The following is a 20817-nucleotide window of genomic DNA, read 5'->3' on the forward strand; positions in this document are numbered from 1 at the left end:
GACGCCGTTAAGATCAGGAGACGGTTCCATCCTGAATAAAATGGATAGGGTTGCCCGCTTCATTAAGATGCCCCCGTTTCCTTCGGCAATATTGGGCTCTCCCTTCTTTCCTGCCCCTTCCGGGCGATCGCCTGCCCCATTATTGTCGCCTTCCTTCTGCCACCGTTCCCCCTGTCACGCGCAACCGAATTCCTCTTTCATACCCTCTCTTTGCCGCTTTTTGGGAAAAGACCTCTGTGTGCAGGAAAGCAAACTGAAAACCGGCTCCCGGAAAATACTTCTGTGCTAAAGGACGTCCTGCTCTTCGTCCCATGCCCGCGCCTTCCGGCACCTGTGGATGATTTTCTCCTTCCGGAAACGGTCTTTCGGTCTGCGCCTTGCTCCACAACAAATAGGGGACAATGAATGAAAGAACTTGCAGGGGGAAATGGTATTTGCTTAGGTAACGCGACAATAGCGCCTCCGGATAGGTTCTGCCTTGTACGAACCAATCCGGAGCGGGAAATGGGCTGATCTCTCCAACCAAACCGAAAACAAAATTAAAAACTGCTGCTCCTATGTTGAAAGCACAAAATTTCCCCATTCCACCCGGAAGCGAAAAACATCACTACCATATTCTTGACGGATTGCGCGGAGTGGCCGCTATCGTCGTCGTATGGTTCCATATCTTTGAAGCATACGCAACAAGCCATGTGGACCAAATCATCAACCATGGTTACCTGGCCGTCGACTTTTTCTTTATGCTCTCCGGTTTTGTCATCGGTTACGCCTATGACAACCGTTGGAAAACGATGACGACGAAAGAATTCATCAAGCGGCGGCTCATACGCTTGCAGCCCATGGTGGCCATAGGGGCGGCCATTGGCGCGCTCCTGTTTTACTTTCAAGGCTGTTCCGTGTGGGATGTATCGCAAATCACGGTCATCTCCCTGCTGGTCGCCACCTTTGTCAACGTTCTGCTGATCCCTTCTCCTCCCAGCCTTGAAATTCGCGGCCTGGGAGAAATGTATCCGCTCAATGGTCCCAGCTGGTCGCTGTTTTTCGAATACATCGGCAACCTGCTCTATGCCCTGTTTATCCGGAAACTCTCTACGCGCTCCCTGGCGGTATTGGTTGTCCTGGCCGGGTGCGGACTGGCTTCCTTCAGCTTCTGGGGGCCTAATGGAGACATATGCTCCGGATTTGCCATGACCGGAACGGAATGGACGGGCGGCTCCCTGCGCCTCTTGTACTCCTTCTCCGCAGGACTGCTCTTGTTCCGCCTGTTCAAACCGGTCAACATCAAGGGATCCTTCTGGATATGCGGCCTGTCCCTCGCCATTTTGCTGGCCGTTCCCCGTTTGGGAGGAGAAGACGCTTTCTGGATGAACAGCCTCTATGAAACCGCGTGTTTCGCGGTATTCTTCCCGCTCATCCTCCTCTTCGGCGCTTCCGGTAAAATCACCGATCCCTATACGGACAAAATATGCCGATTCCTGGGCAGCATCTCCTACCCCCTCTACATGGTGCATTACCCGTTCATCTACCTGTACTACGCATGGGTGAAAAACGGCGACCTCTCCTTCTCTGAATCCCTTCCCGGCGCCCTGGCCGTCGTCATCGGAAGCATCCTGCTGGCTTGGCTCTGCCTGAAGTTCTACGATGAACCCGTCCGTCAATACCTGGCAAAACTGTTCTTGAAACGGAACAAATAACCGACGGCCCTGGAACGAATATCCTAAGCATTTTCCTCTTGGCCAAGTGCCAACGGTCATGAAATTCATAGCCTAGATACATAACATTTACCATAACTTCCCGGAGGGCTGATTAACAGGTTGTTCCGGCGTTTATTGCCCGTCCCTTTGGATACCAAGACAATTGCAAGGCCGAATGAAAACATGGAGGTAAGCGCGACGGACTCCATTCCTTTCCACACAAGGCAGGCTGTCCGGCCCTGCCGAAGGAAAATGTACTCCGCCGATTTGCCCGGAGCTCCGCCTTCTTCCATCTTTCCACAATGATGGAATAACTCCATATTCAGCCGTTGGGAGTGAGGGGAAACAGGGGAAGGCGGAGATGTCTTAACCTTCGTCACGTGGGAACGAAGGTTTGATTCGTTCATCCTTTGGATTCACTCACCCTGCGGGTTTCAAGCTGTGCTTTCCATCAACCGGGCCTGCCCGGTTTCCCGGCCTTCGGGTTGAAATATTTTCCGAAGCGCAGCGGAAAAGGAATTTCCCTTCTTCTATGTATTGTCCAGGGTTTTCGGCTCAACGTCAACATCGGTCGGTGGATAAGCATTCGCAAGAGTGAAGTAAAAGGAATTGAAACAATCATTCTTCCCACCGATTTTGGCGTTGACCCTAATAAAAAGCCTGCTCTTGATGAAGCAGGCCACAGATGGAAAAATGGAGAGGCGTATCGGATGGAGGGCGATTCATCACACGAATCGGACGTGAGGGCATTTATCAGGTAATTATCTGATAAAATAGTGTGACGCTATTTTCCGGCATTGCGTCTTTCTTCCTCCTGGTCAAGGAAAGGGGCATGAGATTCCTTCGGGATAAAACACACGATTCCCTTCTTGAAACATGGAAAATCGTCCTGCGGAGACTTCCTCCCGATTTAGCAATCAGAAGAGCTGCTCCAGTCTCGGGCAGTCCTTTTCCGTTTCCTGCATTTACTTATGCGTGTTCCGGAAAAACCGGAAATACGACAACCATTTGAAATAGCCGTTTATTGTTTTTCTGAAGATTTTTTCAACATGAATGAGATGTTTCCCCCTATACTTTCTTCCAGTAAAGAATAGGCATTGCCCGCATCAGATGTCTTAAAATAAAGGAATAATAGATAGGTAACCAGTGAAGGTTCCCCATTCTTTATCTCTTCCAATGTGATGATCAACTTGTCATTCCCTATTTTTTTACAAGTATAACTTCCTGAATTCTGTCCCTTTGTCCATTGGTCTTTGGAAAATATGATGGTAACATCGTAGGGAGAATTTGAAGTATATGCTCCTTGTATTTTGTTTTCTTTATTTTTTTCGTAGTAGTCTCCAATTCCTCCATTTCTGACGATTGCACCATTGTCAAGATCAAGCTGATAGTAGCTGATATAAAGGTATTTTAACTCTTTACTCGTCATGGTCAGCGTATACCCGTCAAGAGAATCGGGGATTGTAATGGCCTGGTCGCTAGGAGAAGAAATGCTTTTTTCTTCCGCCGACATGGAAGGATGGACGGAGAGCAGAAAAGCGCATACACTTATTGGCAATAATATATTCATGGTAAATTGTCTCTAATAATCAGGATCATTTTTACTATATATCAATGATGGAATAGTAATCAACATGATTATCATGGATCATTGTTGATTTTCCACTTAATTGGATTTCGCCCAATTATAGTCGCGTGATCTATAGGTTCACAGAATATGTCACCGATCAAAGCAGAATCCAGAGTTTCAGCTTTGCACAATTCTCCAGAAGTAAGCTACCAAGGAAAGTAGATGGACAAGCGATTGAACGAGCTTTTGAGAAATACTTTACCGGGTACCAGGTTCTGAGCTCCTTTTCATTCATGATGATGGATGAAGGGATGATCAAAGAACGAAATTCCCTTTACCATATGCAATTCCGGATGTGGCGGAGACGTTTTTTGGAATTTTCAGGATGAAGAGGAAATGAGATGTTGGAGAGGGAGCGGGAACGATTTCCGGTGGCCGGTTAGCTATAGAGGGGTAAATGGGAATTTCTCGGTTGCGGGGTGAATGGAATGGTGTCAAGGATGGAGGCGTCTTCTTTCTTGCAGCGCTGTGCGGCAAGGCAAGAAGAGACATCAATAAAAGATTTTCCCGGGAGACAGGTGTCTGCTGGGAAAGACAGTAGCCCAGCCTCCAAACGAGAAACAAAACAATAATACCAGGCAAACTGAATTATCAGATACCCATGAAGCCAAAGAAATGATGACCCAGAACCGGGACATGTTCAATTCCAGCCTCCCTTCCACATCGAGTGTCCCCAGGAGGCCAACAGTTCGTCAGGAGTACGAAAAATAAGAATTGCTATTGAAGTAGGTCACGGTGGTGGCGATCCCGGAGCTCTGTTTCAGCCACCCTTTAATGAAAATTATGAAGGAGAATACGATTATTGATCAAGACACGCTCAAACGGTCGGAGATATTATTTACAACGAATTTGAGCGCACCAAACACAGGCTGCCGATTCCACAGAGCTTTCTGTAAGAATATTCAACAGAGGGAACTATCCATCCCAGGGTAAGGATCATGGCTTCAATGCAATGATTACGACAGTGAAGTCTTGGACACCTCAGGTAGCGGTCGGACTTCATCCCAATGCCTACAATGATGAAAATGTGCTCGGCCATTTATGCGTTAAGGTAAAAACGAACGCAGAAGCCGTAGCCTTGTCCGCGCGCATCAACAGCAAAATGACTGATATACCTCATCACCAAAGATATGATACAGATGGTTCTACTATGGCGTGGTGCAAGGTAACGGATGCATCAGTCATTGTTGAAGCAGGCTTCGTTAGTTCACCGTCAGGTGCCCCTTTTCTTTGTTATATGCACAAAGAGATTACGGAAGCCATCGCATCAGGCATTTACGACTACATGGTGGATAAAGAATATGCCATCCGAACCGGCGCCTGAGCTGATTCCGGAACATATGTTCTTTTTCTCCTTCTGTTTTCCCCATTGCTGCAACAATGATGGATAAAACGCCGTAGCTCAATAACGCAATTTTCCATGTTTCATTAGGATGAAACATGGAAAATCGTCCTGCGGAGACTTCCTCCCGATTTAGCAATCAGAAGGGCTGCCCCAGTCTCGGGCAGTCCCTTTCCGTTTACTGTTTTTCTGAAAATTTTTTCAACATGAATGAGATGTTTCCCCCTATACTTTCCTCCTCAAAAATATAAGCATTGCCTGCATCAGATGTCTTAAAATAAAGGAATAAATAGGGTTCAACCGCACAGGGAACACCTTTTTCTATCTTTACGGATTTGATAATCAATCTGTCCTTTCCTATTTTTTCACAAGTATAACTTTCTGAATCTTGCCCCTTTGTCCATTGGCCTTTGGAAAATACGATCGTGGCATTATAGGAGGAATCGGAAGTATATGATACACGTTCTTTATATTTTTCGTAGTAGTCTCCAATTCCTCCATTTCTAATGATTGCTCTATTGTCAAGACTTTGAGTATAAAAGCTGATATGGACGTATTTTATCTTTTTGCTCGTCATAGTCAGCGTGTAGCCGTCGAGGGAATCGGGGATCGTGATGGCTTGGTCGCCAGGAGGAGAAATGCTTTTTTCTTCCGCCGACATGGAAGGATGAACGGAGAGCAGAAGAGCACATGCGCTTATTGGAAATAATATATTCATGGCGAAATAACTTTAATACCCAGAACCACTTTCACTATATCAATAATGGAATGGCAGTCAATACGTTTATAAGTGGTCATTACTGATTCAGTGAATGATTGGGCATAGCGTAATCTATTGGCTCAAGGAATGCGTCCCCAATCAAAGCAGAACCCAGAGATTCAGCTCTGCCTATTTTGGCTCATCGCCAAAATCAGTAAATGAACACAAAAAAACTGCCCGGAAGGAGCAAGTTGGAAAAGAAAAAATGGAGCGGATGATGGGATTCGAACCCACGACATCAACCTTGGCAAGGTTGCGCTCTACCCCTGAGCTACATCCGCTTTGGATGGGTTAGCGGACCGGAACGACCGCTGGAAGGTTTATACGCCCCTTGCGGGGAAAAGCAATCTTTATTTTGGCATTTTCCAGACTCTCTCTCCTTCCCATTCCTGCCGAACTGCATCAAAGTGTGGCTTATCCATGAAATTCTCTCGTCAGAGGAAAGGACAAATTCTATGCTGTGGCAGCATGAAGGAATTGCTCATTACCCTTATCACACTGGCCGGTCTGTTCATCGGCATGCATTATCATGATTCCCTGGTGGGAAACGGAGAGGCAGGCCAGCAGAAGACGGAAGCTCCCGCCGCTGAACAATAGCCCCGGCCATCATGAACACAGCCTTCCGGCAACCCTGTTTTTCCGCCGTTCTCTATGGAGCGGCCCTGCTGGTTCCAGCCACGCAGGCGCTGGCGCAGTCTGACGACGGCGCCGGAATTCTTTCCACGACGCCGCAGTCCGTGGAAGATCTGCAGCGGATTGAACACCAGCTCCAGCAAATGCTTCCCCGGGTTCTTCCCGCCCTGGTCTGCATTGAAGTGAACAACGGGAGCGGCACCGGCGTTCTGGTTTCGGAAAAAGGCCTGATTTTTTCCGCAGCCCACGTCGTGGACAAGCAGGACACCGTGCTCAAGATCATCCTGCCGGACGGAACGCGCCTGCCCGGAAAAACCACGGCACAGAACAGCGGGTCCGACGCCGGCATGGCTGAAATCACCACCAAGTTGAACAAGAATCTCCCCCGGGTGGAGAGGGCGGAAAAATTGCCCCGCGTGGGAGACTGGGTGTTCGCCCTGGGCCACGGAGGCGGCCTGGACCGGAAACGCGGCCCGATGGTGCGCCTGGGAAGGGTGGTTTCCCTCAAGAATGGCGTCATCCAGACAGACTGCAAATTGATCCGCGGGGATTCCGGAGGCCCCCTCTTCAACCTGAACGGAGAATTGATCGGCATTCACAGCCGGGTCGGTTCCGGCCTGGAAGACAACCTCCACGTTCCCATGAAGGAATTCGACGCGCTGATGGAACCGCCCCCCGCAGAAAAGGCCCTCCCTCCCCCCTCACCGGAACAGGACAGCTAGTCTTCCCATGGTCATGAAATTCCCCTCCTGCGCCTGCCTGCTTCCTCTGGCCTGTTCCCTGATTCCCTCCGCCCTGTCGGAAGGGTTCAACGGAAGCCTGGATTTTGAACAGCGCATCAACGGAAAAATCGTTCTCAAGACGATTGAACCCATCCGCCAACGGCTTCAGGAGCTGAGCGCCGTCTTTTTTTCCGGCCATGACGTGGTAGTTTACGGCGTTATCCTGAGCCCGGACGGCTATATCGCCACCAAGGCCTCGGAATTCCACTCCCACCAGAACCTGGTCATCCGGATAGGTTCTGCCAAGTACGATCATTTCAAGGAAATAGGCACGGACCCTGCCACGGACATCGCCCTGATCAAGGTGGACGCCGCCAGCCTGGACGCTCCCGGCCCCGTCAGCCATGAGGCTGCCATGGGTACGCTGGTTGTCAGCAACGGTTCCACCACCCGCAGTTCCAGACGGCCTCAGATTGGCACCATCAGCGCGGCGCAACGCCCCATTCCGAATGGGGACACGGCCTACATGGGCGTGATTTTCGGCACTCCCTGCTCTATCCAGGAGGTCATCAAGGACGGCCCCGCCGCCAGGGCCGGAGCCATGGCCGGGGATGAGATATTGTCCGTGGACGGCACGCCCATCACCACGCTGGAAGCCGTTTCCCCCATTCTGTCCAAGAAAAAAATCGGGGAACCAGTGACGCTGAACGTCAAACGCAAAGGCAAAAAGATTTCCTATACCATTACGCTGGGTTCCCGGCGGCAGGCCCTGGGGGAAAACACTCCCCAGAATCCCAACGACCAGATCAGCGGAGGTTTCAGCAGGCGCAGGGATGATTTTCCCATGGTCCTCCAGCATGACACCCCTTCCCGGTACACGCTGATGGGAGGCCCGCTGCTGAACCTCAGGGGAGAACTCGTCGGCATGAACATTGCCAGAGTAAACCGGGCGGAAAATTACGCCCTGCCCATCCGCGTGGTGCAGGAAAGCGTGCAGCGTATTTTGAAAAACGCAGCGCAGCCGGGGAACAAGCCGCAGGGAAATTCCTGAACCATTTTTTCCGACAGGAAGAACCGGGCGGTCCCCCGTGCGCCTGCTCCCACGCAGAACCGCACCAAACAACACATTTACATGCCAGGAACGTCCGCGGCATCCGGCACCGTCTTGGGCTGCACGGTGGGATCATAATGGACGGCCCCGGTCACGCGCACGCTGCCATCCGGCAGGAAGACCATGGACGGGGTGCCCATCACCTTCTTGTAATACTGGAGCTTTTCCATGGTTCCGCGGTAGTTGATGCGGGCATACGCTCCCAGCATGGGAGTGGTGGGGAAGAAGACGTGCACGTTCGCCTTGCCGTCCACCATGCACTGCGGGCGCGTCGTGCCCAGCCAGTCTCCGATGCACACGGCATTATAGGCCACGCCCGTATCAGGATCCTTCGTCTGCACGTACAGTTTCTGGATTCCCCGCACGGCAATGGTGCAGATGGAGAAGGAACACCGCTTGGCGCTGGCCGGAATGGCTACGGTCTGGGACCACATGGGAGTGCCGGTCCGGACAGCGAACAGGGATTTCTGTGAGGCGAAGATGTCCTTCTGGTTGGGCATTTTCACGACCGCCTGCACATGGTAGTTCCCCTCACGGGACAGGTCATAGAAGTGCCGCAGGTCAATCTTGCGGGAGACGCTCATGCCGGCGGGAACCTTGAGCGGAGGGAACATGGCAAATTTGGACTGGGGCATTTCCGCGCCCGCGGTGGAGTGCTCCACATGGATGTCCAGCCAAGAGGAATACTCCTGGCTCTTCAATTCTATGGGAACGCCGGAATTGTTGGTTATCGTCAGCCGCATGTACATGGCCTCCCCGCTGAGGAAGGTTTTCTTTTCCGGAACGACTTTCACGTAAATCTGGGCCAGGGCCCCGGACGCCCCAGCCAGGGCCAGCAGCAGCATTGCAAGGATGTGTTTCATGGTATGTGTCAAGTAGGTGTTTTAAATGAGTCAGCGGACGTCCCGCACGATTCTGAAGCCCAGGTTATCCCGGCATTCGCCGCGGGAGCGCAGGTATTCCACGCGGTTGGTAATGCCGGGCTGCCTCCAGTCCCCGCCGCAGGCCACCGGGCCAGGCGGCTCTTTCACGCGCGCGGGGTCCTTTTCCATGGAAGAAGTCCATTCCATCACGCCGGAAGCCATCCCGCACACGCCCGTCTTTAAATCGTAATCATTGCTGTACCGGTCAATCACCAGGGTCTTGTCCCCTTTTTCATTCGTGTTCATCATGGCCCCCAGGGCCATCCATTCCCGGAGCGCAGGCAGACGGTAGCGCGGCTCTCCAGGGGCGACGGGCTTCCAGCTCGCATATGCCCAGGCATCCCAGAAGGTGACGTTGACGACGGGGGAGCGGGGGGTTATTTTCCTGCCCTTCCATTTTTCCCCCGGGGTCGTGGCCGCCTTCCACATGGCTTCCCAGTCCTCGGGAACATGCATGGCGGTCTGCTTGTCCGGCTGGTCCGGATGGGAATATTTCTCCCTCAGTTCCGGAGTGAGGCGCGCCCACTGGTCCAGAAACAGGCGGTAGGATTCCAGGGTAATTTCATGGGCTCCCACGATCAGCTGCCCCACGTCCGGAATGTCCACGAGAGCTTCCGTGTGGTCGCTGGCGGAGAAATCAGGATAGTGTTTCGGAGCCGGGGGAGGCGCCGGTGCAGGAGTTTCCTCCCGCGGAAATAACAGCAGGATGGCAGCGGCAGCAGCCCCTGCGCCCAACAGGCCGATTCCCGTCCAGAGCATCCAGGCCCCGGATTTTCTGCGGGGGTCCACGGGAACGGTATAGCGGTGGGTGGTGGCCCGGGGAGAAAGGCCCAGCTGTTCGCGGACCGCAGCCACCAGCTCCATGACCTGGTCCCACTGCATCGGCTTGCCGTTCTGGCCTTCCTGCAGCCATTCCAGCAGGGTGCGCATGCGGGTGCTTCCGGGCACGTCAGGCGTCACCAGGGGCAGAAGGTCGGCCCCCAGGCGCTTCATCTGGGCACGGGACACTTCCTCATGAAAATTGCCGGGCACGGCCGTATTCATCAGCCGCACCGTAGATTTGTCATCCAGAAAGATGTGGCGCGGCTCCATGACGTGGAAGGCGGTCTGCAGGCGTTCATACTTGCCGCACATGGTGCCGACCGTTTCAATCACTTTCAGCAGGTCCTTCATGGACAGGGTCTGCCCGCGGTCCAGCATGGACTGGAGGGAGGCCCCTCCCAGCTGCTCGCTGGTGACAAACCAGTAACCCTGCGCCTGGGAAGCCTCATAAACGGTGCCCAGCACCGGCACGCTGACCGCCGCGCGCGTGCGGGCCTTCATCAGAAAATCCTCCACGTCCACGCCTTCCGCATTGTCCGGATCCAGCAGTTCCAGAAACACGGAGCGGTCCATGCCCTGCTGGATCGCCTGGTAAAGAATGCCCCCGCGCGTGCGGCCGATGAACGCCACCAGCGTATAGTCGCCAAAGTTGTGAGGGAGGTCGAACATGGATAATTCAGGCATCAGGGAGGGAGAAGGGAGTCATAGGAGTCCGAAACCGGAGCGGCCTCCACGGGGGGAAGCAGGCCGCCGTCATAAATTTCAGGCATGCCGGAAGGGGAGCTCTGGTTCATCTGTTCCAGTAAGAATAGCACAGGCGGGGAGGCATGGCAATCCATCGGTTCACCCTTATAGTACAATTTGGCGGTGTACCCGTAATACTTGAGGCTTCCGTAGGCGATCGTCTCTTCTTCCGTCAGAGGAGGCATGTAGTAGGTCACCTCCATGATTTCCTCACCGTCCGCCCAGTCCGCAGGTTCCGTGATGCACCGGGAGGCAGGTTCCGGGGCATGCGTCTTTTCCACCTTCTTTCCGTTCACCTTGTCAAAAAACTGGATGATGACGCGCAGGTCCTCCGGCCTGACGTTCAGGCCGTCCTTCATCAGGATGGGCACGATCAGCTTGACGCGCTCCCCGGCGGGGCATTCCGGGTCCCGGTATTCCAGGATGGTGCCGAAGGACATATCTCCGCGCAGGTCTGCGGGGCTGGAAAAACCGGCCTGCAGGTGCTGGGCCGCACGCGCAAAGTATTTCCCCGCCTTTTCCCGCTGGGTGTACACCTTCAGGAAAAACTCCCGGGATTTGTCCGCATTCCTCAGCCATTCATACGTGAGGCCGTAATAATAAAGCACCACCGGGTTTTCCGGTTCCAGCCTCAGGGCCTGTTCCAGCTTGACCACCGCCACTTTCAAGTCCCCGTCTATCTGGGCGTACCGCGCCGCCTTGACAAGCTCCGCCACCTCCTCCGTCATGGGCGGCATGACTTCCTCCGGATTCTCCGCTGAAAGGGGAGGCTGGGCGGAAACGCTTTCCCCTCCCGGCACGGAGGCCGCCGCGGGCGCAGGCGCGGCATCGCGCGCCGGATCGGACAAGTCGGCATCCCGGAGCATTTCCTCCACGGAACGGGGTTTTTCAGAAGAAGACGCAGGGATGGGGACTGCCTCCGCAACGTCTCCGGCTTCAACGTTCCCGGACGGTTCCTGCGGCCGATCATCCGCCGGAACGGGCACGGGAACTTCCACCACTTTTTCCATGACCACCGTGCGGGCGGACAGGCTGAAGGAAACGCCCACCATCAGCAGGAGGACGAACGCCAGCGCGCCCAGCGTCCAGCAGGCGATGCCAAACGCACGGTCACGGGCGTTTTTTCCAGTGGGGGGGGAATCGCTCATACAGCATCATGCTCCGCATGTTCCTCGTCATCCTTCCGGGCAGACGTGTCGGCTGAATCCGGAGTTTCTTCATAATCAACAATCTCTCCCTGGTAAAGGGACAGAAGGGCCTTCATGAAATCTTCCGCGTTATGGGGGGAGTCCTCCTTCCGGAAACCGCCGTAAGTCAGGCCGTCCAGCCTGATTCTGGCGCCTCCGCATTCCGGTTTCAGCGTCGCCAGGGCCAGCCCCTTCATCTTCCAGCGGCGCAAGTCCAGCCGGGCGATATCCTCCACGCGGAACACCCTGCCAGCCGCCGTTACCTGACCGTCATTGAGAACCATTTTCCGCCCGCGGGTCCTCACCAGGAAAAACAGCGCCACCATGGCCAGCACCAGGCAGACGCTCCCGGCCACCCATTGTTCAAAAATCTTGGAGTCGTCATACGGATGGTCCACCGGCTTGATGGGGTAGCGCATTTCTCCGGAATAAGACTGCCATGCGGCGCTCCACCCCTTGCCGGGAGCGGACATCACCCCGTAATCCGCCAGCACGGCGGGCCACGGCGTTCCGTCCCTGTCCACGCCGGACGGCACCTGGTATCCCTCCGGGAATTCCACCGTGCGCGCCAGGACGGTGCGTTCCCAGTCCTCCCGGGACGCCCCTTTCCCGCTTACCTCACGGTCAAACAGGGCGCCGGCGTCCACAAAGGCCTTGTGCATGAAAAACTCCAGGTTCTTTTGAGGATACCCCGTGGCAGCATCGTAATAAAAATACACTCCGAACCCCAGGAACATGAGCGCCATGATAACCGCCCTGCCGGTAAACCACATGGTCGGCTTACATTCTACCGTGTCAGACTGCATGTTTCTTACATACCAACAATCCCATGCCCTTGACCATAAAAAAAGCGCACGGAGTCCACCTTTGCGGGAATGAGGGGAGGAATGCCGCCCGGCAGCCCGTCCGGACGCATGCCGCCGGGAGAAAAAACGCCGCCGCATTCCCTTCCGCGGCCGTATCCGGAAAATCACTTTTTACCTTCTTCTTGGCTTGATTTATTTTGTGAAAGTTAAATAATAACACGTGCAGGGATTGCCCGGCACACCCATACTGGCCGGAAACACTGCAATCCCCGTAACCGGCCCGCATCATTTTTACCGCATATGAGACCTAGCAATCCCCAATACCGCCGCATGGACGCCGAGCCCGGCTACCATCCCCAGGCAGACGACCAGGTGGATGCCGACATGGAACAGGCCCAGCTCAGGCTGGAACAGCTGCGGAAGGAAAAGGAGGAGGTGGAAAGCTCCCGCCGCCGCCTGGAGGAAAGCCACCTGCGCAAGGCACGGTTCATGGACCAGCAGAATGAACTGGGCGACCGCATGGTCAACGCCGCGGACCTCATTGCCAGGGAGGTGGAAAGCCTTCGCCAGGAAAGCAATGAACTGGAGCAGATCCATATGACCCTGACGCGCAGCCTGAAAATGCTCAGCACCGTGCGCCCGGATGAATGGCCCATTGAAAACACGGAAAACCTGATCAACCAGGGCCAGCAGGTCATGGACCGGTGTGAGGAGGAATTCGCGGACGCCGTCCAGCAGTGCGCCCGCATGCAGCACACCAAGGTACTCACGGGGGTGCGCCGTTCCAGCAAGGTGCGCATCAGCTCCCGCGAATTCATGACCCAGTTCCTCCAGGGCCTGTCCTTCCATCTTCCCCTGCTCCTGATTGCCCTTATCATCCTCTTCTTTATCTGGATCTTCAGCCCCTCCGCATCATGATTAAAAGAAAAACCAAACGCCGTTCCTCCGAACTGGCAGAACTGGACCGCGCCTCACGTGAAATTGAGAACCGCATCCAGGAATTGGAAGCCTCTCTCAAGCGCCCGGCCCAGCAAACCCGCATGCGCCTGGACCGCAACACCATGCCCCCTCCCGACCGCGTGCGGGAAGGCACCCAGAACCGCGCCCTGCGCGCCGTGGTGGCCCGCGACGGCCGCGCCACCAACATGAGGCGGGAGCTGCGTGAAAATTTCATGCTGCTGGGCCTGCTGGTCTGCGCCATCGCCGCCTCCTTCTGCTGGATCGTCCGCCTGCTGGAACAGCAGTAAGCATCCCTTCCCTCCCTTTTCCCATATCACGCACGTTCCCATCATGAGCACGCCCCAAATAGACGTAGCCTACATTGCCAAACTGGCGCGCATCGACCTGACGGAGGAAGAGGCCGCCCTCTTCTCCAAGGACCTGGACAAAGTCCTGGCCTACATCACCAAGCTGGAATCCTACGACGTCACGGGAATCTCCCCCATGAACCATCCGCTGCCCGCCATGGACATGATGCGGAAGGACGTGCCGGAACCCGGCCTCTCCCAGGAGGAAGCCCTTTCCAACGCCCCCCAGCAGTCCCAGGGACAGTTCCGCACGCCCAAAGTGGTGGAATCCGCCTGACCCCGACCTGTCTTCCCCTTTTCACGTTTCAACCGTTCTTACCCCTCCCTTTTTCATGTCAAGCATTCAAGGCACACTGGCCCAGTGGCGCGACCGCCTGCGCCGCAAGGAACTCTCCCCCGCTGAACTCGTCGGCCTGGCAGCGGACGCCATTGAGGCGGACCGGACCACCAACGCCTATATCTCCTTTGACCGCGAGGCCGCCCTCCGGGCCGCGGCGGAGGCAGATACGGACAGCCCCCTGGCCGGCATCCCCATCGCCGTCAAGGACAACATCAGCATCCTGGGCCAGCCGACGCGCTGCGCCTCCCGCCTCCTTTCCACGTATACCGCACCCTATGACGCCACCTCCATCCGCCTGCTGAAAGCGGCGGGCGGCATCCCCCTGGGCCGCACGAACATGGATGAATTCGCCATGGGGGCCAGCGGGGAAAACTCCGCGTTCGGCGTCACGCGCAACCCGAACGCCCCGGATCACATCCCCGGCGGTTCCTCCAGCGGTTCCGCCGCCGCCGTGGCCTCCGCCACCGCCATCGCCGCCCTGGGTTCCGACACGGGCGGCTCCATCCGCCAGCCTTCCGGCCATTGCGGGATCGTGGGCCTCAAGCCCACCTACGGGCGCGTTTCCCGCTACGGGCTGGTGGCCTTCGCCTCCTCCCTGGACCAGATCGGCCCCATGACCCAAACGGTGGAAGACGCCGCCATCCTGCTGCAAGCCATTTCCGGGCACGACCCGAAGGACTCCACGTCCGCAGACCAGCCCGTTCCGGACTTTGAAGCCGCCCTGGGCCGGGACATCAAGGGGCTGAAGGTGGGCATTCCCGCGGAATACTTCACCTCCGGCAACCATCCGGGCATTTCGGAAGCCGTGCAGAACACCTTGAAGCAGCTGGAAAGCCTGGGCGCGGAACTGGTGGAAATCAGCCTTCCCCATGCGGACGCCGTCGTGGCCGCCTATTATATTATAGCCTGTGCGGAAGCGTCCTCCAACCTTTCCCGCTTTGACGGCGTGCGCTACGGCAAACGTGCGGAAGACGCCAGCGGGCTGATGGAACTCTTCTCACGCACCCGTGAAGAAGGCTTCGGCCCGGAAGTCAAGCGCCGCATCATCCTGGGGACCTACGTGCTCAGCTCCGGCTACTACGATGCCTACTACTCCCGCGCGCAGAAGGTCCGCTCCCTGGTCGCCAGGGACTTTGCGGAAGCCTTTTCCAGGGCGGACATCATCGTAGGTCCCACTTCCCCGGCCCCCGCCCCCAAAATTGGGGACTCCGCGCTGGACCACCTTCAGACCTATCTGGCGGACATTTACACCATCCCCGCCAACCTGGCCGGGCTGCCCGCCATCTCCATCCCCTGCGGATCCGTAAGGGAAGGAGGGAAGGAACTCCCCGTGGGCTTCCAGATGATGGCCCCCCATTTCCAGGAAGACCTTTTGTTGAAAACCGGATTTGCCCTTGGGAAATAATCGGAATTTTTCAACGCAAGCACCCGGCAGACTGTCTCACCCGCTATTAAGAATCATGGACACCCGAGAATTCAACGAAATTATCGCCGCGAACTCATCGTGGATTTCTGCTCTCAGAACGGAGGTTGGCAAGGTGGTCATCGGCCAGCAGGCGCTGGTAGACAGATTGATCCTCAGCCTCCTGTGCAAGGGGCACGTGCTTCTGGAAGGCGTGCCCGGCCTCGCCAAGACGCTCTCCGTAAAAGCCATGGCTGGCACGCTGCACGCGCAATTCGCCCGCATCCAGTTTACGCCGGACCTTCTGCCGGCGGACCTGCTGGGTACGATGATCTACAATCCGGAGGAAAGACAGTTCACTGCCAAAAAAGGCCCGATCTTCGCCAATCTTATCCTGGCGGATGAAATCAACCGCGCCCCGGCCAAAGTCCAGTCCGCCCTGCTGGAAGCCATGCAGGAACGCCAGGTGACGCTGGGTGAAACCACTTACCGCCTGCCGGACCCCTTCCTGGTGCTGGCCACGCAGAACCCCATTGACCAGGAAGGCACCTACCAGCTTCCGGAAGCCCAGCTGGACCGCTTCCTCTTCAAGGTGCTGGTCACCTACCCCTCCCGGGAAGAAGAACTCCAGGTGCTGGACCTCATGGCCAGTTCCGCCAAGCCGCCGGAAACCTCCCCGGTCACCACGCCGGAACAGGTGGCGGCCTCCCGCGACCTGGTGAACCAGATTTACATTGACGACGCCGTGCGCGGCTACATCGTGGACCTGGTGCGCGCCACCCGCTTCCCGGAAACAGTGGACGTGAAACTGCGCGGCCTCATCCGCGCGGGCGCATCCCCCCGTGCCACCATCAACCTGGCCCTGGCGTCCCGCGCCAACGCCTTCATGCACCACCGCTCCTTCGTCACTCCGCAGGACATCAAGGACCTGGCCCATGACATCCTGCGCCACCGCATTCTGCTCTCCTATGAGGCGGAGGCGGAAAACATCTCCACGGATGACGTCATCGACCACATCCTGACGAAGGTCCCCGTACCGTGACGGCACGGAGGCGGGCGTCCCGCCGCCCGTCCTTATCCTTCAGGCCCTGCGGGCCGCCTCACCGGAACCTGATTGAATTCAAACAGGGAGGATCACTTCATGGATAAAGCCTCAGACATTCTCAAGCGAGTGCGCCGCATTGAACTGCGCGCCAGGCATCTGGCCACGGAAAACTTCGCCGGCCAATACCAGTCCGGCTTCCGCGGCCAGGGGCTGGACTTTGACGACTTCCGGGAATACATGCCGGGGGACGATCCCCGTTTCATTGACTGGAAAGTCACGGCCAGGATGAATTCCCCCTTCGTGCGCCGCTTCCGGGAGGAACGGGAGCAGGCCGTCATTCTGGCGGTGGACGTCAGCGGCTCCATGCACTACGCCTCCTCCGCCGCCCGCGTCTCCAAGCTGGATTACGCGGCGGAAGTGGCGGCGGTGCTCGCCTTCAGCGCAGCCCAGAGCGGGGACAAGTGCGGCCTTCTCATTTACGGGAACCGCCACTCCCGTTACATCCCCCCGGCCAAGGGCATCAAGCAAACCCTGCGCATCGTGCGTGAAATCGTGGCCAGTGAAAACGACGGGGCCGACCAGAGCATCTCCGACGTAGCCCGGCAGCTCGTCCTCTCCCAGAAAAAGGCGGCCATGGTCATCATGATCAGTGACTTCTGGAGCGAGCACAACAAGGCCGCCCTGGGCCAGCTCAACTTCAAGCACGACTTTATCCCCATCCGCATCGCGGACCCCATGGAACTCCACCTTCCGGACGCCGGGCGCGTCATCCTGAAAGACCCGGAAACCAGCCGGAGCATGTTCCTGAACCTCTCCCGCCAGGATGTCCGGGATGCCCACGCCAACGTCGTGCACCTGCATCGTGAAAAATGGACGCAGGACTTCCGCCGCCTGGGCATCGACTTTCTGGATCTTCAGACCACGGACAACTTCATGCCGCCCCTCCAGGGCCTCTTTTCCAGAAGGTCCCGCAAATTCTCACGCTAATCCCCTTCTCTGCCAGCCATGCCAGCCCCCGCCACTTTCCAGACTCCCCCCACGGCCATTCCGGAACCGCCGGCCTTTCCCTCCCTGATGGAGACGCAGGCCCCGGACGCCTACCTGCACGCGGGCTTCTGGGACGCCTGGGGCATCTGGATCATGCTGGCCGCCATCCTGCTGGCCGTCGCTATCGCCGTCATCGTGCTCATCCGCCGGAAAGGGCGCACCCCCGCCGCGCCGCTCAGCCCGGCGGAAACCGCCATCCGGGACATCACCGTCCTCCGGGAAACGCACCCCTCCCTCAGGCAGGCCGCCGTGGAATTTTCCCTGCTCCTCCGGAAATACCTGGTGGGGGAAACCAAGGACCCGGCGCTGTATGAAACCCAGCAGGAATTCAACCGCCGCGCGGACGCGCTCACCGCGCTCCCCTCGGAACTCCAGGCCCCCACGCGCGACCTGCTGGACCGCATGGCCTCCCTGAAATATGAACCGGACACCCCGGAAAACGACTCCCTGGTCAACGAACTGGCGGACAACACAGTCCAACTCATCAACGACATAGAGGCGGACGCCCACCGCACGAAAGAGGAAACGGACCTCGTCGTCAAAAAGACTTCCCCACGCTCCAACCAACGCTAGCACACCATGACGGAACACTTCCAATTCGCACAACCTGAATGGCTCTACGTCCTTCCCTTCATCTTGTGCCTCATCATCCTCCGCCGCAGGCGGGGCGCGGAAGGCTCCATTACCTACCCCACCGTACGCTTCATCTCCTCCCTGGCGCGCACGCCACAGTCCCTGGCCGGGAAAATAGGGGCCGTCTGCTTTGTGCTGGCCGCCGCCGCCCTAGCCATCGCCCTGGCGCGCCCCCAGAAAGTGGAGGACAAAACCTTCCGCACCGTCAACGGCATTGACATCATGATCGCCTTTGACCTTTCCTATTCCATGGAAACTCCGGACATGGTCCTCAACCGCATGCCCATCAACCGCCTGGTGGCTGCCAAGCACGTCATTACCCAGTTCGTGGACAGCCGCCCGGACGACCGCATCGGCATCGTGGGCTTTGCCGGGAAAACCAAATCCTTCTGCCCGCTCACGCTGGACCACGCCCTGGTCAACAGCATCATCCGGGACTTTCATCCGCGCATGATCCAGGCGGACGGCACGGCCATCGGTTCCGCCATTGCGGCGGCGGCCACCCGGCTGGATGACCGGAAGAACACCAAATCCAAAATCATCATCCTGGTGACGGACGGAGCCTCCAACTCCGGCCAGATATCTCCGCTGGTAGCGGCGGAAAACGCGGCCAAGCTGGGCATTAAAATCTATACCATCGCCGTGGGCACGGAAGAAGGCACCCTGGCCAACGGCATGGTGGTGCAAAGCGAATTTGACGAACCCACCCTGCGGAAAATAGCCCAGCTAACGGGCGGGGAACACTTCCGGGCCACGAACATGGCCTCCTTCAACAAGGCATTCACCTCCATCGGCAAGCTGGAAAAAAGCGAGGCCAAGGTGCAGACCGTCCGCCACATTGAAGAATACTTCATGTACTTCCTCGTCACGGGCGCCGCGCTGACGCTTCTGGGGCTCTCCCTGCAAGTCCTCAAACCCGCTCCCGCCCCGTAACACCATCCTCCACCCGTCATGACCTTTCTTTATCCCAACGTTCTGTACGCGCTCATCCTACCGGCCCTGCTGGCAGCGGCGGCATGGTGGCTGTGGCGCCGCCGTTCCAGAAAATGGGAAGTGCTCGTCTCCCCGGACTACAGGCAGGAGCTGGTTCACGCTCCGGCCACTTGGCACAGGGTGCTTCCCGTCATCTTTGCCGTGCTGGCCTCCATCTTCGCCATCCTCTCCATCGCCCGCCCGGTGGACGGCTATACGGAGGTAAAGGAAATCCCCAAATCACGCAACATCCTGATTGCCATTGACTGCTCCCGCTCCATGCTCAGCAAGGACGCCTCCCCCACTCGTCTGGGAAGAGCGAAAACCGCAGCCTACGACCTGCTGGACGCCCTGCCGGGAGACAACTTCGGCATCATCATCTTCTCCGGAGACGCCGTCCTGCTCATGCCCCTTACGCATGACCACAACGCGTTAAAGGAAACCATTGAACAGCTTCAATTCGGCTGGGTCTCCCAGGGGGGCACCAACCTGGAAAACGTCGTGCGGCTGGCCCTCCAGACCTTCAAGCGGGACAAGGAGACGGACGCTAAAAACGCCCTGGTCATCCTGAGCGACGGGGAAGACACCGTCAACATCACGTACAAGACGGCGGAAGCCGCCAGGCAGCATCAGCTCATCATCGTGACGGCCGGTATCGGCACCACCATCGGCACCACCATTCCGGATGAACAATCCCCCTCCGGCCTGTACCGCGACCGCCGCGGCCAGCACGTCATCTCCAAGCTCAATCCGGAAAGCCTGCAATATCTGGCAAGACAGACGGACGGCCAATACGTGCAGCTTTCCGACGGAGCGGCGCTGAACCGCTTCGTCAAGGACATCGCGGACCGCCTGGACGTCACGGAAGGCCGGGAGGAAGTGCGCAGCGTGCCGAACGACCGCTACGTCATTTTTGCCGTTCCGGCCCTCATCTGCCTGCTTCTTACTCTTCTTGCGGGCACCCGCTGGCGTTCCTTCCGCCGTTCCGGACGCCACGGCATGGCCGCTTTGGGCGCCGCAGCCCTGCTCTGCGCCGGACTGCTAGGTACGGAGGCGCGCGCGGATACAAGCCCCCTGGACAATGTCACGGACCTGATCCGCACGGGAAAAACGGAGGAAGCCGTCAAAGCCATTGACGAAATGCTCTCCACTCCGGACCTGGCGGAAGAAACGCGCCAGGCGCTGGAATTCGCCAAAGGCTGCCTGGAACAAAAGGACGGCAACTCCAAGGAAGCCGCGGAAGCCTTCTCCCAAGCTCTTCTTTCCCCCAAAGCCAGCCTCCAGGCGGACTCCCACTTCAACCTCGGCAACATGGAAGCCGCCCAGGCGCGGAAAACCATGACCTTCTCCAAGCCGGAAGGGGAACAACCGCAGGCGCAGCCCTCTTCCCTTGATGACCAGATCAAGGAGATCGACGCCCGTCTGGCAAAAATCCCTGTGGCTAAGGAACACGTCAAAGAAGCCGTCAAGCGTTTTGACGACGCCCTCTCCGCCTACCGCTCCCATGAAGGAGCCGCCGCCAACAAGGAAGAAATGCTCCGTTACGACAAGGCCCTGGACGAATACCGCAAGCAGCTGGAGGAATTAAAGAAGAAATTGGAAGAGGAAAAGAAAAAACAACAGCAGCAGCAGGATCAGAACAAGGATCAGAACAAGGATCAGAACAAGGATCAGAACAAGGATCAGAACAAGGATCA

Annotated in this window: 22 protein-coding genes and 1 tRNA gene; 15 read left to right on the forward strand and 8 right to left on the reverse strand. The window is 57.1% G+C overall.

The annotated features are described in order from the left end of the window. Positions 1-139: 139 nt before the first annotated feature. Positions 140-526 carry a hypothetical protein gene (locus LIO64_RS09900; RefSeq protein WP_290549280.1) on the reverse strand — a complete coding sequence of 129 codons (387 nt, stop codon included), beginning with the start codon at positions 524-526 and terminating at the stop codon, positions 140-142. 31 nt (positions 527-557) lie between these two features. On the opposite strand from LIO64_RS09900, the gene LIO64_RS09905 reads away from it, so the two are divergent. Further along, entirely contained in the window at positions 558-1694 is a 1137-nt protein-coding gene (locus LIO64_RS09905) for an acyltransferase (protein WP_290549281.1), read from the forward strand. A gap of 410 nt (positions 1695-2104) precedes the next feature. After that, positions 2105-2455 carry a hypothetical protein gene (locus LIO64_RS09910; RefSeq protein ID WP_290549282.1) on the forward strand — a complete coding sequence of 117 codons (351 nt, stop codon included), beginning with the start codon at positions 2105-2107 and terminating at the stop codon, positions 2453-2455. A 260-nt stretch (positions 2456-2715) separates the two neighbouring features. On the opposite strand, the gene LIO64_RS09915 is transcribed toward LIO64_RS09910, so the two are convergent. Then, positions 2716-3264, reverse strand: coding sequence for a hypothetical protein (locus LIO64_RS09915; protein ID WP_290549283.1), 549 nt, complete (start codon positions 3262-3264; stop codon positions 2716-2718). A 1012-nt stretch (positions 3265-4276) separates the two neighbouring features. Here LIO64_RS09915 and LIO64_RS09920 point away from each other — a divergent pair. After that, positions 4277-4648: an N-acetylmuramoyl-L-alanine amidase gene (locus LIO64_RS09920; protein WP_290549284.1), complete on the forward strand. Its 372-nt coding sequence runs from the start codon at positions 4277-4279 to the stop codon at positions 4646-4648. Between the two features lie 196 nt (positions 4649-4844). Here the strand turns inward: LIO64_RS09920 and LIO64_RS09925 are convergent, their stop codons facing one another. Both LIO64_RS09925 and LIO64_RS09930 read right to left on the reverse strand, forming a co-directional pair. Next, positions 4845-5384 (reverse strand): hypothetical protein, encoded by a 540-nt coding sequence (locus tag LIO64_RS09925; RefSeq protein WP_290549285.1) that lies wholly within the window; start codon positions 5382-5384, stop codon positions 4845-4847. 248 nt (positions 5385-5632) lie between these two features. Further along, positions 5633-5707: transfer RNA gene (locus tag LIO64_RS09930), tRNA-Gly, on the reverse strand. A gap of 187 nt (positions 5708-5894) precedes the next feature. Here LIO64_RS09930 and LIO64_RS09935 point away from each other — a divergent pair. The 3 genes from LIO64_RS09935 to LIO64_RS09945 are packed head-to-tail and all read left to right on the forward strand — an operon-like array spanning position 5895 to position 7832. Next, positions 5895-6023, forward strand: coding sequence for a hypothetical protein (locus LIO64_RS09935; RefSeq protein WP_290549286.1), 129 nt, complete (start codon positions 5895-5897; stop codon positions 6021-6023). Positions 6024-6034: 11 nt separating this feature from the next. Further along, positions 6035-6781 carry a serine protease gene (locus LIO64_RS09940; protein WP_290549287.1) on the forward strand — a complete coding sequence of 249 codons (747 nt, stop codon included), beginning with the start codon at positions 6035-6037 and terminating at the stop codon, positions 6779-6781. Positions 6782-6794: 13 nt separating this feature from the next. Continuing rightward, positions 6795-7832 (forward strand): PDZ domain-containing protein, encoded by a 1038-nt coding sequence (locus LIO64_RS09945; RefSeq protein WP_290549288.1) that lies wholly within the window; start codon positions 6795-6797, stop codon positions 7830-7832. 77 nt (positions 7833-7909) lie between these two features. Here LIO64_RS09945 and LIO64_RS09950 read toward each other — a convergent pair whose 3' ends face one another. The 4 genes from LIO64_RS09950 to LIO64_RS09965 are packed head-to-tail and all read right to left on the reverse strand — an operon-like array spanning position 7910 to position 12374. Further along, entirely contained in the window at positions 7910-8755 is an 846-nt protein-coding gene (locus tag LIO64_RS09950; RefSeq protein ID WP_290549289.1) for a hypothetical protein, read from the reverse strand. A 30-nt stretch (positions 8756-8785) separates the two neighbouring features. Then, the gene (locus LIO64_RS09955; RefSeq protein ID WP_290549290.1) at positions 8786-10321 is read right to left on the reverse strand and encodes an SUMF1/EgtB/PvdO family nonheme iron enzyme; all 1536 of its coding nucleotides are present in this window, start codon (positions 10319-10321) and stop codon (positions 8786-8788) included. Continuing rightward, positions 10321-11529, reverse strand: a complete 1209-nt coding sequence (locus LIO64_RS09960; RefSeq protein WP_290549291.1) for a hypothetical protein — start codon at positions 11527-11529, stop codon at positions 10321-10323. The genes LIO64_RS09955 and LIO64_RS09960 overlap by 1 nt, the downstream gene beginning before the upstream one ends. Further along, on the reverse strand, positions 11526-12374 hold the full coding sequence (locus LIO64_RS09965) for a hypothetical protein (RefSeq protein WP_290549292.1): 849 nt from the start codon (positions 12372-12374) through the stop codon (positions 11526-11528). Before LIO64_RS09965 ends, LIO64_RS09960 begins: the two co-directional genes overlap by 4 nt. 300 nt (positions 12375-12674) lie before the next feature. Here LIO64_RS09965 and LIO64_RS09970 point away from each other — a divergent pair, with 300 nt between their 5' ends. The 9 genes from LIO64_RS09970 to LIO64_RS10010 all read left to right on the forward strand — a co-directional run. Continuing rightward, positions 12675-13292: a hypothetical protein gene (locus LIO64_RS09970; RefSeq protein WP_290549293.1), complete on the forward strand. Its 618-nt coding sequence runs from the start codon at positions 12675-12677 to the stop codon at positions 13290-13292. Then, positions 13289-13621: a hypothetical protein gene (locus tag LIO64_RS09975; RefSeq protein ID WP_022397158.1), complete on the forward strand. Its 333-nt coding sequence runs from the start codon at positions 13289-13291 to the stop codon at positions 13619-13621. Before LIO64_RS09970 ends, LIO64_RS09975 begins: the two co-directional genes overlap by 4 nt. 43 nt (positions 13622-13664) lie before the next feature. After that, the gene (gatC, locus tag LIO64_RS09980; protein WP_290549294.1) at positions 13665-13958 is read left to right on the forward strand and encodes an Asp-tRNA(Asn)/Glu-tRNA(Gln) amidotransferase subunit GatC; all 294 of its coding nucleotides are present in this window, start codon (positions 13665-13667) and stop codon (positions 13956-13958) included. A gap of 55 nt (positions 13959-14013) precedes the next feature. Next, positions 14014-15426 (forward strand): Asp-tRNA(Asn)/Glu-tRNA(Gln) amidotransferase subunit GatA, encoded by a 1413-nt coding sequence (gene gatA, locus LIO64_RS09985; RefSeq protein WP_290549295.1) that lies wholly within the window; start codon positions 14014-14016, stop codon positions 15424-15426. Between the two features lie 55 nt (positions 15427-15481). Further along, the gene (locus LIO64_RS09990; protein WP_290549296.1) at positions 15482-16465 is read left to right on the forward strand and encodes a MoxR family ATPase; all 984 of its coding nucleotides are present in this window, start codon (positions 15482-15484) and stop codon (positions 16463-16465) included. A 99-nt stretch (positions 16466-16564) separates the two neighbouring features. Then, positions 16565-17455, forward strand: a complete 891-nt coding sequence (locus LIO64_RS09995; RefSeq protein WP_290549297.1) for a DUF58 domain-containing protein — start codon at positions 16565-16567, stop codon at positions 17453-17455. Positions 17456-17473: 18 nt separating this feature from the next. Continuing rightward, a complete protein-coding gene (locus LIO64_RS10000) occupies positions 17474-18088 on the forward strand; it encodes a hypothetical protein (RefSeq protein WP_290549298.1) in 615 nt (204 codons plus the stop codon). 6 nt (positions 18089-18094) lie between these two features. Next, positions 18095-19081 (forward strand): VWA domain-containing protein, encoded by a 987-nt coding sequence (locus LIO64_RS10005; protein WP_290549299.1) that lies wholly within the window; start codon positions 18095-18097, stop codon positions 19079-19081. A gap of 18 nt (positions 19082-19099) precedes the next feature. Beyond that, a partial coding sequence (locus LIO64_RS10010; RefSeq protein WP_290549300.1) for a VWA domain-containing protein occupies positions 19100-20817 on the forward strand: 1718 nt, incomplete at its 3' end.

The organism is Akkermansia sp., assembly GCF_020860705.1.
In the GTDB taxonomy this organism is placed as follows: Bacteria; Verrucomicrobiota; Verrucomicrobiia; order Verrucomicrobiales; family Akkermansiaceae; genus Akkermansia.